The organism is Paraglaciecola sp. IT1134, assembly GCF_058068185.1.
Map to the genome: position 1 here is coordinate 2,829,274 of NZ_CM176486.1, position 15,954 is coordinate 2,845,227.

The 15,954-nt window shown below is 45.0% G+C and carries 9 protein-coding genes; all 9 read right to left on the reverse strand.

Going from position 1 to position 15,954, the window contains the following annotated elements:
* Positions 1–8 precede the first annotated feature (8 nt).
* Positions 9–1,910 (reverse strand): ATP-binding cassette ATPase Uup, encoded by a 1,902-nt coding sequence (gene uup / locus AC3RV5_RS12300; RefSeq protein WP_489727943.1) that lies wholly within the window; start codon positions 1,908–1,910, stop codon positions 9–11.
* Entirely contained in the window at positions 1,907–2,143 is a 237-nt protein-coding gene (locus AC3RV5_RS12305; RefSeq protein ID WP_489727944.1) for a glutaredoxin family protein, read from the reverse strand. Before AC3RV5_RS12305 ends, uup begins: the two co-directional genes overlap by 4 nt.
* Positions 2,136–4,241: a bifunctional 23S rRNA (guanine(2069)-N(7))-methyltransferase RlmK/23S rRNA (guanine(2445)-N(2))-methyltransferase RlmL gene (gene rlmKL / locus AC3RV5_RS12310; protein ID WP_489727945.1), complete on the reverse strand. Its 2,106-nt coding sequence runs from the start codon at positions 4,239–4,241 to the stop codon at positions 2,136–2,138. Before rlmKL ends, AC3RV5_RS12305 begins: the two co-directional genes overlap by 8 nt.
* 104 nt (positions 4,242–4,345) lie before the next feature.
* Positions 4,346–4,885 carry a cell division protein ZapC domain-containing protein gene (locus AC3RV5_RS12315; protein WP_489727946.1) on the reverse strand — a complete coding sequence of 180 codons (540 nt, stop codon included), beginning with the start codon at positions 4,883–4,885 and terminating at the stop codon, positions 4,346–4,348.
* A 118-nt stretch (positions 4,886–5,003) separates the two neighbouring features.
* Positions 5,004–6,011 (reverse strand): quinone-dependent dihydroorotate dehydrogenase, encoded by a 1,008-nt coding sequence (gene pyrD / locus AC3RV5_RS12320; RefSeq protein WP_489727947.1) that lies wholly within the window; start codon positions 6,009–6,011, stop codon positions 5,004–5,006.
* Positions 6,012–6,080: 69 nt separating this feature from the next.
* Positions 6,081–10,919, reverse strand: a complete 4,839-nt coding sequence (locus tag AC3RV5_RS12325) for an NAD-glutamate dehydrogenase (RefSeq protein ID WP_489727948.1) — start codon at positions 10,917–10,919, stop codon at positions 6,081–6,083.
* Between the two features lie 282 nt (positions 10,920–11,201).
* The gene (locus tag AC3RV5_RS12330; RefSeq protein ID WP_489727949.1) at positions 11,202–13,517 is read right to left on the reverse strand and encodes an efflux RND transporter permease subunit; all 2,316 of its coding nucleotides are present in this window, start codon (positions 13,515–13,517) and stop codon (positions 11,202–11,204) included.
* A 6-nt stretch (positions 13,518–13,523) separates the two neighbouring features.
* Positions 13,524–14,522 (reverse strand): YCF48-related protein, encoded by a 999-nt coding sequence (locus tag AC3RV5_RS12335; protein WP_489727950.1) that lies wholly within the window; start codon positions 14,520–14,522, stop codon positions 13,524–13,526.
* A 58-nt stretch (positions 14,523–14,580) separates the two neighbouring features.
* Complete coding sequence (locus tag AC3RV5_RS12340) at positions 14,581–15,948, reverse strand: DUF1329 domain-containing protein (RefSeq protein WP_489727951.1); 1,368 nt, start codon at positions 15,946–15,948, stop codon at positions 14,581–14,583.
* Positions 15,949–15,954: the final 6 nt, after the last annotated feature.

The following is a 15,954-nucleotide window of genomic DNA, read 5'->3' on the forward strand; positions in this document are numbered from 1 at the left end:
AGTTTCACTTATTCAAGCATTGCTTCTAGCTCATTCCATCGCTCAAAAGCTTCACTCAACTGACTTTCAGCTAAGGCTAACTTTTCAACGGTTTGGGACGAACTCAGGCTGTCTTGTTTAAAAAATTCCGGGTTATTAATATCAGTCTGTATCTCTTTGATTTGGGTTTCTAAAGCCTCGATAATTACTGGCAATTTTTCTAATTCAAGCTGATGTTTGTAGGTCAGCTTTTTACCTTTATTTGGCACCACAGTGGCCTTAGGACTGCTAGAACGATCAGAAGTTTCAGCTTTACTCTTAGTGGGTACCACTTGTTGATCATACCACTGGTAAATATCCCCATAACCACCCACAAATTCCTTAATCACCCCCTGGCCTTCAAAATACAAACTTGAGGTAATAACATTGTCCACAAACTCCCGATCGTGGCTAACCAGTATTAGTGTACCTTGATAATTCCCCAAAATATCTTCTAATAACTCCAAGGTCTCCACATCAAGATCATTGGTTGGTTCATCCAAAATAAGCAGGTTGTTGGGTTTTAACATCAACTTAGCCAATAACAATCTGTTTTTCTCACCACCGGATAATGAACTAACCGGCGCATTTATCCTGTCTGGGGTAAACAGGTAATCCTGAAGATAGCTAATGACGTGTTTACTTTGACCGTTGATAGTCACTTCGCGTTTTCCGTCGGCGATGGCATCCACGACTTTTTGATTTACGTCCAATTCACTGCGATGCTGGTCAAAATACGCCAGTTCAATCTTGGTACCACAACGTACCGTACCACTGCTTGGCTCAAGTTGTTCAAGTAACAATTTAATCAAGGTACTTTTACCACAACCGTTGGGGCCGATTAAGGCAATTTTATCGCCGCGGAAAATCGATAAATCGAGGTTTTTAACTATGACATTGTCTTCAATTTGGTAATTAAGTTGCTCTGCCTCAAAGATGATTTTACCTGAGTTCTGGCTTTGACCAAGGGTAACTACGGCCCTGCCTTGAACATTACGTCTTTCCGAACGCTCGTTTCGCAGTGCTTTAAGGGCTCTCACCCGGCCTTCGTTACGTGTTCTGCGGGCTTTTACACCTTGCCTGATCCAGGTTTCTTCTTGGCTCAGTCTCTTATCAAACAGGGCATTCTGGGTTTCTTCCACCTCAAGATCGTGGGCTTTTTTGTCCAGGTATTCCTGATAGTTGCCGGGATAACTGACTAACTGCCCACGGTCAAGATCAATAATGCGGGTGGCCACGTTACGAATAAATGCCCGGTCATGGCTCACAAATACCACTGCCCCTTGATAATCCAGAACGGTACTTTCCAACCACTTGATCATCTCAATATCCAGATGGTTTGTGGGCTCATCTAGTAACAAAATATCCGGTTGATTGGCCAACGCTCTGGCTAATGCAGCCTTGCGTCGCCAGCCCCCGGATAAGGTCGACAGTTGTTGATCCGGATCGAGTTGCAATTGCGTTAACACCTGCATAATTTTTTGCTCGAACTGCCAGGCATTATGATGATCTAGCTGTTGTTGCAGCTTTTCCAGCTTGTTGAGTTGCGCCTCACTATAATCAGTGGCAATGACATGCGTCTGATGGAAGTAGGCTTTGAGCAACTCCCCCACTTCAGCCATGCCTTCGGCCACGTAATCAAACAGGGTACTGTCCACACTAGTGGGCGGGTCTTGGGGCAAACGGGAAATCTTCACCTGGTTACCGACCAGACGCTGGCCGTCATCCAGCGCTAACTCACCGGCGATAATTTTCAGCAAGGTGGACTTTCCGCAACCGTTGCGTCCTACTAAACACACTCGCTCACCGCTATGGATCCCCATTTCAACCCCACTCAACAAGGGCGGGTGGCCAAAGATGATACTGGCGTTTTTCAGTTGTAATAAACTCAAGACAAAAACTCTCTTAATTGTTGTTTGTTAAATGGCCAGGCTAGCTCTTGAGCTGAGTCCTGACGTTGTAAGACCGGAATTCTGGCGCCGTATAGGTGGTAAAGCTGGGTGTCCGCCCGCACATCAATTTTTTTAACCTGAGCTTGGGGACTGACGTCTAGTAATAACGCTTGCGCCTCATCACACAGACAGCAGTTTTTTCCAGAATACAGGATTAGATGTTCGTTACCCACGTAAGGTCAGCAACCAGCACTGGTGGATTTTGGGATTACGGCTGAAATCTTCAGGTAACGTTTTGCTGCTTATATTTTCGATATCCAGTCCCAGGGCCGCAATTCCCTGCTCGTCCAGCTTAAATTGCCGCAGATTATTTGAAAACATGATTTGTCCTTGAGGCCGCAAACAAGTGACCGCGTCCCCTAATAGCCCTATATGGTCACGCTGAACGTCCCAGGTGGTATCCATGCGTTTGGAATTGGAAAAGGAAGGCGGATCGATAAATATAAAATCATAAACATTGCGATGATGTGCCAACCAGGTCAAACAATCCGCCTGCACAAATTCATAAGGCCCACGTAGATTATTGAGTTTAAAATTATCTTTGGCCCAATCTATATAGGTATTGGACATGTCCACTGTGGTCACCGATTTAGCGCCACCCAGCGCGGCGTGCACTGAAACGCTACCGGTATAGGCAAACAGATTCAATACATCTTTGTCTTTGGCTATTTGTCGCACTAACTGGCGAGTGGTACGGTGATCGAGAAATAACCCCGTATCCAGGTAATCCGTCAGATTGACCTTGAATTTGGCACCGTTTTCGTAAGCCTCTACGGTTTGCTGTACCTGTGAAACCTTTTGATATTGGTTCTTGCCCCTTTGCTGGGCTCGGACTTTCAATACTATATGATCACCAGGAATGTGCATGCATTGAGATAAAGACAGCAATACTTCCTGTAATCTGCGTTTAGCTTTGTGCTCGGGTACATCCTTAGGTGGTGCGTATTCCTGCACTACCAACCAATCCCCGTAACGGTCTATGGCAACCTTATACTCCGGCAAATCCGCATCATAGATCCGATAACAGTTAGTGTTTTGCGTCTTCAACCATTTATCAATGCGTTTAAGATTTTTACGCAAACGATTGGCGAAATCTTTATTTGGAGCGAGGGGCTCCATGGTTTGACAATTTTTTTCATCGAGTTCGAAGTTAACCAGTTGGCATTCCAGTTTACCGTTCATTAACTTGTATTGTTTGTGGGCAAACATTTTCATTTGTCGCAGCAAATCACGATTTGAGGTGAGCAAAGACAAATGCCAACCCTGGAAATTTAGCTTCATCCAGGCGCCCCAATTCTGAAACAAAGGCAGTAGTGCGTCTAATTCACTGAGGCGCTCGCCATAAGGGGGATTGCTCACAATATAGCCAGGGGGCTGACCTTGCGCGGGTTTGACTTTACATGCATCTATGCAGGCAAAATTGATATAGTCAAATACACCAGCGAGATCCGCATTTTCTTTGGCTGATGCCAACACGCTAGGATCTATATCACTGGCCGTAATACTGCCTTGGGGCACAACTATGGCTGCGTTGGCCTTGGAAATCAGTTGCTTCCAAATTTGCCCATCGTGTTGTTGCCATTTGGAAAATCCCCACCCTTCACGTTTTAGTCCTGGGGCTATATTAGCCAACATTAGGGCCGCTTCGATGGCAATAGTGCCGGCACCACACATAGGATCAAGCAAGGGTAAGGTCTGATTTTGGGTCCAGCCGCTGCGCACTAACATGGCGCAAGCAATATGCTCTTTAACCGGGGCAATGCCGGTTTTCACCCGGTAATGTCTTTGGTGCAAACTGTGTCCGGACAAATCCAGATAAAGGCTTAATTTATCACTCCACATCCGCCCTTGCAGGCGAATATCCGGGGCAATTTTGCTCACAGACGGGCGGGAATCGAACAGCTCACTAAATTGATCAACCACAGCGTCTTTAATTTTTAGTGCCCCGAACTGGCTATTGTTGATGCAATGGCTGGTACCAATAAAATCGACGACAAACGTATTATCCAAGGTGAAATGAGATGACCAATTAACCCCAGCGGTAATTTGATAAATGTCTTCGGCGCTGTCTACATGTCCTTCGGCAAGTTTGAGCATCACCCTGTTGGCCAAACGCGACCACAAGCAAATACTATAGGCCTGTTCCAGCTGGGCACTAAACAACACCTGCCCTGGCTTGGTTTTTACCGCAAGTCCTGGGCAGATATCAGCTATTTCTTGCGCCAACAATTGATCCAGACCTTTGGCCGTCGTGACTAAAAATTCAAACATATACCCACCCATTAATTTCTACGGGCGCGATTATACGGCAATAAGCAGTATATCGCTTGGTTAAATGCCAAAGAATCGGTTTGCTATTTGCGATGACCAGTAGATTAAGCGCGTTTAGAGAAGGCAATATCCGCTATATAAGGAATGAGCCTATTGTTCATCACCTTAATCAATTCGAACTGGGCCAGGGTTTTGGTCGCATTGATTTGAAAACTGGGCGCCAAAGACATGCAGGTGGCTGTATCTCTATCTTGCTGTAATACCAGCACCTCACCCAGTGCATAACTACCGTCCTGAATCAGGGGTTCCAACAGCGCTAAATGGCAATGTACTCCAGGTGTGCCCTGGGTGGCAAAATGCCAGCTCTTCACACTCAATGGTTTATGAAATGTTAGTGCAGCTGTGGCGTTTAACAAGATTTGACTGAGCTGACCGCTGCCCAAAGTGATACCGCTTTGGGCAAGGTTTTCTCCCAGCCCCACGTAGTGTTCTGTATCCTGCAGACTAAATAATTGTTTGCCCATGGGTAAATTAATCAAAAGCTTTAAGGGGTAAGGCACCACAAAGCTTAAATCGCCACCCAGATCGATGCGCAGCGTTTGCTGGTGCGTATACCAAAACCAATCTGTTTTAGGGAGAAGCATAAGTTTACAGGCTCAATTTGTTAAATAAATCACTCTAAAAGCTAACACAAATTGCGGCGAATGGCGCATGTTTCCTCATATCCAATAGCAATAAAAGCTAACGATCAGGCCTGGATCATTATAAGGAATCTACGATCTCCTTTATGACTTTTGGCCCCTTGTAGATCAATGAAGAATATAACTGAATCAAAGTTGATCCTGCTTCGATCCGTCTTTGAGCAGTACTTGCACTGTCTATGCCCCCCACGCCTATAACTGGCATGCAGCCCTTCAGTTCTCTACATAGCAACTCAGTAACGTGTTGGCTCTTGTCAGTAAGTACTGACCCACTCAGACCACCAGTCTCGTCAGCATGCTCCTGCCCTTTTACGGCTTCTCGATCCAGAGTGGTGTTGGTCGCGATCACACCATCGATCTGAGTGGCTATTAGAGAAGCAGCCAAATCCACCACTTCAGAATCTTGCAGATCAGGAGCGATCTTGACCAAAATAGGCACATACTTAGCGTGTTTTTCTGCTAGTCGCTGTTGCTCTATTTTAAGCCCACTCAACAAGTGTGTTAACGCCTCGCCGTACTGTAAATTGCGCAAACCCGGAGTATTAGGCGAGGAAATATTGATAGTCACATAACTGGCATACAGATAAACTTTTTGCAAACAGGTCACATAATCATCCAAGGCTTGATCTTCTGGCGTGTCCTTGTTTTTGCCTATATTAATACCCAGTATGCCTTGATATTTCGCGCGCTTTACCTGTTCGACTAAATAGTCCACGCCCTTGTTATTAAAACCCATTCGATTAATGATTGCCTGCCCTTTAGGCAGTCTGAACATTCTGGGTTTGTCATTACCAGCTTGAGGTTTAGGGGTGACCGTACCAATTTCAATAAAACCGAAACCCATGGCAGCAAAGGCATCGATGCACTCACCGTTTTTATCTAATCCCGCCGCCAGACCCACCGGATTTTTAAAATGCATGCCTAAAACTTCCACGGGTTTGTCCGCTATAGTTTGGCTGTAAACACAATCCAACAGGCTATTTTGCGTTCTCTTGAGCCAAGTTAACGTGAAGTCATGGCTCCACTCGGCATCCTGGGTAAATAGTAATTTCTGAACAATAGCGTACATATTAATTCGTTTTCCTTTGACAAAAAAAAGCCCCGGTTTACACCAGGGCGTGGATTTACTGCATGAAACCTAGGTGTTAGCGTTTATGCTAAGTAACATCAATTCGCGCAAGGCGACCGAGAACTTGGCAAATTCATGGGTGGTACTGGTTTTAAATTCGGACATCATACTATACCAACGTTCTAATAAAACCTGATTATTGTCCATCCAGTTTGTCAGTATTGCTTCGGCATCATTGTTTTTCGGTGCGGCTGTTAACAACACAGTAGCTAGAGCTCGCTGCTGCCAATCCAGCTCTTCCCGATAGGAGGCCCGGGCGAGAGCTTGCCAATGGTTACTAACAGTTTGCCTGTTGATCTGTTCCAGGAACCAATGCAGTTCCAGTCTTGAACCCAGTTTGAAATACAAGCTAGAGACCAGTTTGATATCACGCTTTTCGACTTCGGCAATTTGAGCCAAATCCAAACAGGGGAACAAATTACTTAAGCTGGCGACTTTATAGGCCACATCCTTAGGCACGCCTTGATTGATAAGGGCGGCGCTGGCAGATTCCAAATCATTGTATTCATCTTCAACTAAGTAGTTCTGCATGTTCACAAACAGATCTTTAAAGGTTGAGGTGTAGCGGTCAATGGCTTGTTGAATATCCATGGATTTTACCCCATGGCGTAAATACCACCTGGATGCCCGTCGCAGCGTTCGACGCATACTGTCGAGCATGGTCAACTGAGTATCGGCACTGACCTTGTTGTCGAGTTTTTCAATTTCTAGCCACAAGCTTTCCATACCAAAAATCCCTTTAACCACACAATAAGCATTAGCAATTTCGTCAATGGTGGCGCCGGTTTCTTCACGCATTCTAAAGACGAAATTCATACCCATGTCATTGATGATATTGTTGGTAAGTTTAGTGGCAATGATTTCACCGCGCAGTGGATGTTGTTCCATTTGTTTGACATAACGTTCCTGTAATACCTTAGGGAACGCGCTGACCAATAATTTTCTGTGGTAAGGATTTTCGGTAATTTCCGGCGTGTTAAATTTCTCTTTCAAACCCATTTTGCCGTAAGCAATCAATACAGAAAGCTCTGGACGAGTCAGGCCTTGAGACGCTGCCAGGCGGTCTGAGATATCATCATCTGAGGGAATATATTCCAGTTCACGATTCAGATTGCCTTCTTTTTCGAGATTGTGAATGAAACGCAGTTGTTCCTTGAGTTGACTCCCACCGCTCATATGGGTAATGGACATGGACTCTGTCTGGCGATAACAATCCTGAATGACCAGTTCCCCCACATCATCTGTCATGTCGTAAAGCAGGTTATTCCGCTGTTTAAGCGTTAAATCACCGGCATTAACCAGGGAATTAAGCAAGATCTTGATATTCACTTCGTTATCCGAGCAATCCACCCCACCGACATTATCAATAAAATCAGTGTTTAATCTGCCGCCATTGCGTGCTAGTTCTATCCGTCCGAGCTGAGTGAGTCCAAGGTTGCCCCCTTCTCCGATAATTTTTGCCTGTACCTCACCGCCATTGACACGCAAGTCATCATTGGCCCGATCTCCAACCTGAGCATGGCTTTCTTTACTGCTTTTTACGTAAGTGCCTATGCCGCCATTCCAGATCAGATCAACCGGCATTTTTAGAATATTATGGATCAACTCGTTAGGCGGCATAGTCATATGTTTGGTACCTAACCACTTCTTCATTTCCGGGGTAAGTTTAATAGATTTGGCAGAGCGATGAAAAACATCACCACCTTTGGAAATAAGCGACTTATCATAATCGTCCCAGCTCAGCGTAGGATTTTCAAAAAGACGTTTTCGTTCGCCGTAGCTGGTTTTAACATCTGGATTCGGATCGAAGAAAATATGCATATGGTTAAAGGCGCAAATCAGCTTGGTATGGTTGGATAACAGCATGCCGTTACCAAAAACATCTCCGGCCATATCGCCTATGGCTACACAGCTAAAATCTGTGGTCTGGCAGTTAACACCCATTTCGCGGAAATGACGTTTAACCGATTCCCAGGCACCTTTGGCAGTGATCCCCATTTTTTTATGGTCATAACCAATACTGCCTCCGGAAGCAAAAGCGTCCCCAAGCCAGAAATTAAACTCCTGTGAAATACCGTTGGCAATATCCGAGAAGGTGGCAGTGCCTTTATCTGCGGCAACCACCAAATAGGGATCATCTTCGTCTAAACGGATCACGTCTCTAGGATAAACCACCTTACCGTCAACTATGTTGTCGGTAATATCCAACAAACTGCGAATAAATATTTTATAACACTCTTGCCCTTCCTTCTGGAATGCTTCACGCCCTTGGTTTACGGGCAGATTTTTACATACGAAGCCACCTTTGGCGCCGACAGGTACAATCACAGTATTTTTAACTTGCTGGGCTTTTACCAGGCCTAAAATCTCGGTGCGAAAATCTTCTTGTCTATCCGACCAGCGTAATCCACCCCTGGCGACTTTTCCACCGCGCAGGTGAACCCCTTCAACTCTGGGGGAATACACAAAAATCTCAAATTTAGGTCTAGGTAAAGGCATGTCAGAAATAAGCTCAGGCAACATTTTAAAAGACGCATAGGACTTCTCATTGCCTTCTTCGTCAGTCTGATAAAAGTTGGTGCGCAAAGTTGCCAAAATCAAATCCAGATATCGACGAATGATACGATCATCATCCAGGTTAGATACGTTGTCCAAGCCTTCTTTTACTGCATTTAATAAGGCTTCTTCTTTTTTCGGTGATCGCCTGACTGTAGGGTTGTAGCGCTGGTTAAATAGTGCCACCAGAGTCTTGGCGATTTCTGGATAATTAGCCAAGGTATTGGCAATATAATTTTTACTGAATGAACTGCCGATTTGGCGCATGTACTTTGCGTAAGCTCGCAATATCGTCACGCTGCGTCCCGGCAGCCTGGCCCCTAGTACCAAACGGTTAAAGGCATCGTCTTCCAATTGGTTGTACCAAACCTTGGAAAAGGCTTCCTGGAACAGACGCTGGGCCTGTTCTAATTCCATATGATTGCTGCTGCTGTGCAACATGGAAAATTCCATTATCCAGTTGACTTCACCGTCGCTGGACTTGACCCGGTATGGACTTTCATCTATTACACGTAAACCAAAATTCTCCAGCATCGGTAACACCGCAGACAAATGAATAGGTTCATTTTTGTGAAATAACTTCAGCTTCACAACTTCACTGTTACGTCCTTCTTCCTGCGGTCGATAAAACAGCATGTCTAGAGTGTGTTCGACAGTTAGCAGTTCAATTTTTTCCAAGTCTACCAAAGCCGCACTGGGTAAGTTATGTTCTTTGTAGCTGGGGGGAAAAGCGTCGTCGTATTTTTTCTCCAGTACTTTGCCTGCCGCTTCTCCATAATTGGTGCGTATGGTCGCAGTTAATTTATCATTCCAGCTTTTCGTCAATTCAATAATGTTTTTCTCTATTTCCTTCACGTTGTATTCCGAATTATTGTCTTTTACTCTAACGATGTAATGAGTTCTGGCATACACGGATTCCGAGAAATAGGTAGTAAACTCGATGTCTTCATTACTATTAAATGACTTTTTAAGCAGCGTTTGGGTATCTTTACGCAGTTGGGTGTTGTAACGCTCCCGCGGCACAAAGACCATGCAGGAGATAAAGCGACCAAAAATATCTTTACGCACAAACAAACGTGATATGCCACGCTCTTGCATTTGAAAAATACCCAGGGCAATTTGTGCCAGCTCGTCTTCACTGCCTTGTAACAATTCGTCCCGTGGATAGGTTTCAATAATGTTCAAAAATGCTTTATAACCATGGGACTCTTTTTCAAAACCGGATTTTTGACAGATGTTGTCAATCTTGTTTTGCAAGACCGGTACCTGGGTAGCACTACTGTTATAAAACGATGCCGAGTAAAGACCTATAAAACGATCTTCGCCGACTACGTTGCCTTGTTCATCAAACCTTTTGACCCCGATATAATCCATGTAAGCCGGACGGTGGACCCGGGACCGGCTATTGGTTTTGGTCAGTAATAATGGGTGATTGCTTAAGGCTTCTTCTCGGGCGGAACCTGGAATATTGGACAGTACTCGATCCCGTTCACTGGTTGAATTTTTCATCAATCCCAAGCTCGAGTCGTTATCGGCTAACCAACGATGATCCCCTTTTATCGCCTTAGCAGAGTAGCCACGGTACCCCATCAAGGTGAAGTTATGATCACTTAACCAGGACAAAAACTTGATCGTTTGCTCTTTTTGTTCCGCAGAGGCCGGACAAGGTCGCTGACTAAAATCGCTGATAACCTCTTCTAATTTTTCGCACATCAAGAGCCAGTCTTTAACCGCTAAGGATACTTCATTAACCACAGACATCAATTCAGTGGTCAGGGCATCTAGGGCTTTTTTAGTGGTTTGTCTATCCACCTCGATTAGGAATATGGTTTCCTTGGTGGCAGCTTTGTCTCGTTTTTTGCTATCAACAAACTCGACAAACTTATGCTCGGCGTCGCGTTTAAGGGAAATAGGGCTATGCAATAATAAATGTGCGGTTACGCCCACACGGTTCAAAACCATTCTTACGGAATCAACCAGAAACGGCATATCTTCCACCAGAATTTCTACTATGGTGTGGGTTGACTGCCAACCATGTTTGCTGATTTCTGGATTAAATACATGAATATAGGGCTTGTTTGGATTAAAATCCAAAAACTGGTTCCACAAACTTAAAGTGGCCCCGTATAAGTCGCTGTCACTGCGGCTATCTAAATCATCGGCGGATATATTGTTAAACAAGATCCGCGAAAATTTTATTGCTAAGTCGGTTTGTGACTTGTGGACTTTTTTCTCTAAAAGTTTGTATACGTTTTCTAAAAGCACTGAATGCTGGTTTGTTGCAACCGTCATGTGTTTACCTATCCCCTACTGCGCGAAAGTATATTGGGTATCCAGTCAGTGCTCACACGACACAGATTGTCGTTAGGACACTGGCTAAAACTTATGAGACTCGACAAAAGACTGAGATATATACAGTTTTTCGCCTTTGTTGGTCTATTCTCGCTAAATTGGCAATGCATTAAAAGCATTAAATTTACCTTTAATTTACATAAAAAATAGTTATCTGAATTTCGCTCATAAAAAAAGGCCAAACGGCCTTTTTTATGCAAAAAACTAGATAGTTATGCGAAATTATTTTTGCTTATGCCAAAACAATGCAGCCAGGGCCGGCAAGACAATTATCGCCCCTAACATATTGACCACAAACATAAACGTTAACAAAATCCCCATATCCATTTGAAATTTTAACGCTGAAAATACCCAGGTGCTCACCCCGACGGCCAGGGTTGCGCCAGTAAACAGCACTGCACTGCCCCGCTCTCTCAGCGCTTCGAAGTAAGCCTGCCTGACGGCCATACCAGCCTTAAGTTTGCTATTCATAGTGGACAGAATATAAATGCCATAATCCACACCGATGCCCACGCCCAGTGCGATCACCGGAAGTGTCGATACAGTAAGCCCGATTTGCAAAAAGGTCATCAATGCCTGAGCCAATATCGAGACTACATACAGAGGGATAACCACAGCCAAAGTGGCTCTAAGCGACCTGAAACTGATTAGGCAAAGCAAGATCACCGCACCAAACACATACAGCAGCATAGGACTTTGCGCCGCTGAAACCGCTTCGTTTTGCGCTGCCATCACACCAATTGGGCCTGAGGCCAGTTTGAACTGCAGGTTTTCTGATTCATATTGACCGCGAAACGTCTTAACCGCATTGACAACCCGACTAATGGTCTCTGCCTTGTGATCCTGCATAAACAAGATGACCGGCATAACCGAACAATCTCCGTTTAACAATCCAGAGGATGTATCCACCCGGGCAATATCTTGTACCAAAGTTTGTTGATTGCGCGGCAATACCCGCCATTTAGGGTTGCCTTCATTATATCCAGCGTTGATGACCTTGGCCACAGAGGCCAAACTAACCGCCGATTGCACACCTTCAACATTGCGCATGCGCCACTGCAATTCGTCTATGGCATTCATCACCTCATAAGAGGTGCAGGCATCTTTACCGGTTTCCACTAAAATCGACATATAATCCACACTGATGGCGTATTTGTCGGTGATCAGGAAGGTATCCTGATTGTAACGCGATGACTCACGCAGGGCTGGGGCACCGGCGTGCAGATCACCAATTTTCAACTGTTGCGCTTGTTGCCATCCCAAACCAAAAAGCACACCCGTGATCACCAGGATCACAACAGCCACTTTGGGATTGGCACACCGTGCGATCCAGCTCCATATATGATCAAAACTTCTTTCTTTACCGGCAAATTTAAGATGATGCCTGTCACTGAATTTTACAAAAGACATCAACACAGGTAACAATAATAGATTGGTCAGAATGATCACCGCCACGCCTAAACTGGCAGTGATTGCCAACTCGCGAATAATACCGATGTCGATGACCAGCAAGGTCATAAAACCGATGGTATCTGACAATAGCGCCACCCCACCTGGGATCAGTAAACTGGCAAAGGCAATTTTGGCGGCATTTAACGAGCTTTTGCCACTTATCACTTCTTTACCCACAGAATTTATCATCTGCACACCGTGACTGATGCCTATGGCAAACACCAGAAACGGCACCAGTATTGACATAGGATCCAGACCAAAGCCCAGCAGTGTTAACATGCCCATTTGCCAAATCACCGCTATTACCGAACACAACAAGGGCAACACGGTCAACATCAGGGATTTACAAAAGAAAAACACCAATACAGCGGTGATGGCTATTGCCAGAGCAAAAAACAGCACTACATCTTTTGCGCCATCGGCCACATCGCCAATCATTTTGGCAAAACCAATAATATGGATGCTGATTTTATCGGTTTCGAATTGGCTCCTTAGTTGTTGCTCCAAATCGTCAGCCAACGCCAGGGTATTTAGCTTGGCGCCTGTTTCAGGGTCGAGTTCGAGCAGCTGGGCATTGACCATGGCGCATTGGTAATCGTCTGACACCAAACTGCCCACAATGCCCGCCTTTTCGATATTGGCAGACACTTTGTTCAAGCCTTGTTGATCCGTGGAATTAAAATCCGCGGGAATAACGGGTCCACCTGAAAATCCACCTTCGACAATTTCTGTGAAACGGGTTGAGGGCGAAAATAGTGACTTTACTAAGGACCGATCGACACCATTGATGAAAAACAATTGATCATGCACATTTTTCAAGGTATCGAAGAAATTTTGATTAAAAATATTTCCTTGGGTATCACACACTGATACAAGAATACTGTTTGCTCCGCCAAAATCTTTGGCGTGTTTCATATAATTCTGCATGTATTCGTGATTCAGCGGAATATTTTTAGTAAAACCTGCATCCAGTTTTAACTGGGAGGATTGGTAACCTAGAAAGACTGTGGTCAGTAAAAATATTACCAACACTGCCATTCGATTACCAAATATCAGGTTTTCTAAAGATTTGATTAAATTGACCATATTCTACTACTGTACCTCTTGCAAATGTTTAATACCGCCAACCGAAACAGCAATAATATGTTGCTTGAATACCAGGCCGCTAATCATGGACTCACCATCTTCTGCTTGGCGATAACTGGCTTTGTCGCCGACCAGTGTCACTATCGCTCCGTTATTGCCAAGCACAACGGTGGTTTTATTATCGACAGAAACAATCGCATTCAATGACGCATTGCTGCCGGAAACAATGGCTTTCCAGGCGCTGTTTTGTGCATCATAAACAAATAAATTGCCGCGTAATCCTGCCGCCACCAATGAGCCGGAAGACGTTTTAGCGATATTGAAAAAAGACCCTGAATAATCAATCTCCATGCGCTGCCAATGCGCGCCAAAATCCTCGCTAAAGGCCAGCAACCCTGCTTCACCGGCAAGATACAGGGTGTTACCACTTATGGATACGCTATTGAGATGCGGTAAAATAGAGGCTAATTCTTGCTCATAAAAGACTTCGTCTTCTAGGCGGATCTCGTTAAGATATTGCTGATCGTCCGGATCTAAAAATTCCGCATGTAACTCTCTGAGCCAGGTTTTTCCGCCATCTTCAGTACGTAAAAACGTGCCATAGGCACCCACTGCAATCCCCTGTTGAGCATTAAAAAAAAGCACGTCGAGTAACGGACGCTGCAGATCAGGGGCAAAATTTTGCACTTGCCAATGTTGGCCACCATCGCTGCTATGTAAGATATTCGCATCATGACCAACCGCCCAACCTTGCTGGCCTATGAAATAAACTCCGGTTAAGGTTGAGGTACTCGGCACGTCGACTTGCTGCCAGTTATCGCCGTCTGTAGACAAAATGATATGCCCTCTTTCACCCACAGCCACCAGTTGAGAACCAGTTTGAGCAATGTCTAATAACAGGGATTGGCTAACCAGGGGGGCTTGATAACTTTGTGGCGCTGCATTAAGCATAGACATAGGTGCAAGTAAAACTACCATACACACACTTGCTAAACGTAAAATCATAGTGTTTTCATCTCGTTAAAATAAAAACGGTTGGCATAGCCAACCGTTCTGTTAGTGATTAGCGTCTGCCTTCTCGGCGCAGCGCCTGTGGCGTAAACTCTCCATCATCCATGGGGACATTAAACTTGTACATCTTTTCTTCGTTATCCAAACCGAGAGCCAGATAACGGCGGGAATTCAAATCGTGATAAACATCCAGGGTAGACCACTGAGTAGGCACCTCATAGTAGTTAATCCCATGGGATATGGCTACACGATACAGTTCATTACGATTATCGTACATATCCGCCACTTGGATCTGCCAGCTATCTTCGTCAATATAAAACACCCGTTTTTGATAAATATGACGATATTCAGACTTCAAATTAGCTTCGACTACCCAGACACGATGTTTCTCAAAACGGGTCAATTCAGGATTGATATGACCCGGCGTCAAAATTTGCTCGTAACTGACATTGTTGCTGTGCAACTGGTAGTTATTATAAGCAACATACATCTCTTTTTTGCCCTTGAGTTCCCAGTTGTAACGGTCAGGTGCCCCGTTAAACATGTCGAAATCATCTGTGGTGCGCAAGCCATCTGACGCGGTACCTGGTGCGTCATAAGCTATATTCGGCGCTCTACGCACTCGGCGCTGGCCGGTGTTATAGGTCCAGGCCTGACGAGGTTCACGAATTTGATCCATGGTTTCATGCACCAACAAGGCGGTACCGGCCAAACGTGCGGGAGAGGTAACTTTTTGTTTAAACTTGGAGATAATATTTTCTTCAAGCAACTTTTCCCGGGTCGCACCTTTGGCTGAATATTTCTGCAACAATTCTTCGTCAAAACCTATGACATTGTAATCACCGGAAGCTGTAGGTGCAGCTTGGCCACCGAAGCGCTGAACTGTCTCACCACGATAACGCAAGATATGATTCCAAATCGCTTCGAGACCATTTGCTGGCAATGGAAACGGGATCCCAATTGCAGCATTTTTAACGCCGTTACCCCCTTCGATTAGTTCCGCAAGGCCGGCATTTTTGGCTGTCTCATCATAGACAAACTGAGGAGTAGACGCCGAACGACGACTTTGGTATACCGGCATTTTATAGCTATCGGGATAAGTTTGAAAAAGTTTCTTCTGGCCATCACTCAAAAAGTCTGAGTATTGCTCATAATTGTCCGAGGTGATCTCGAATAACACTTTGTCATCCGGAAAAGGGTCCGGATGAAAGTCACCCACTTCATAGCCCTGGGGTGCCTTAGTGATACCGCCTGTCCAAGCAGGTATACTGCCATCTGTATTGCCGGCTGTCAGGCCGCCAAGGGGCATAAGTTCACCACCCAATTTATCCGCGTCGGCTTGTGACACTTTGGCATGCAGTGCCCCCGAACTGAAAACTAACGCCATGGTAGACGTAAGAAGTGCGAGTTTTTTAATCATATTGCG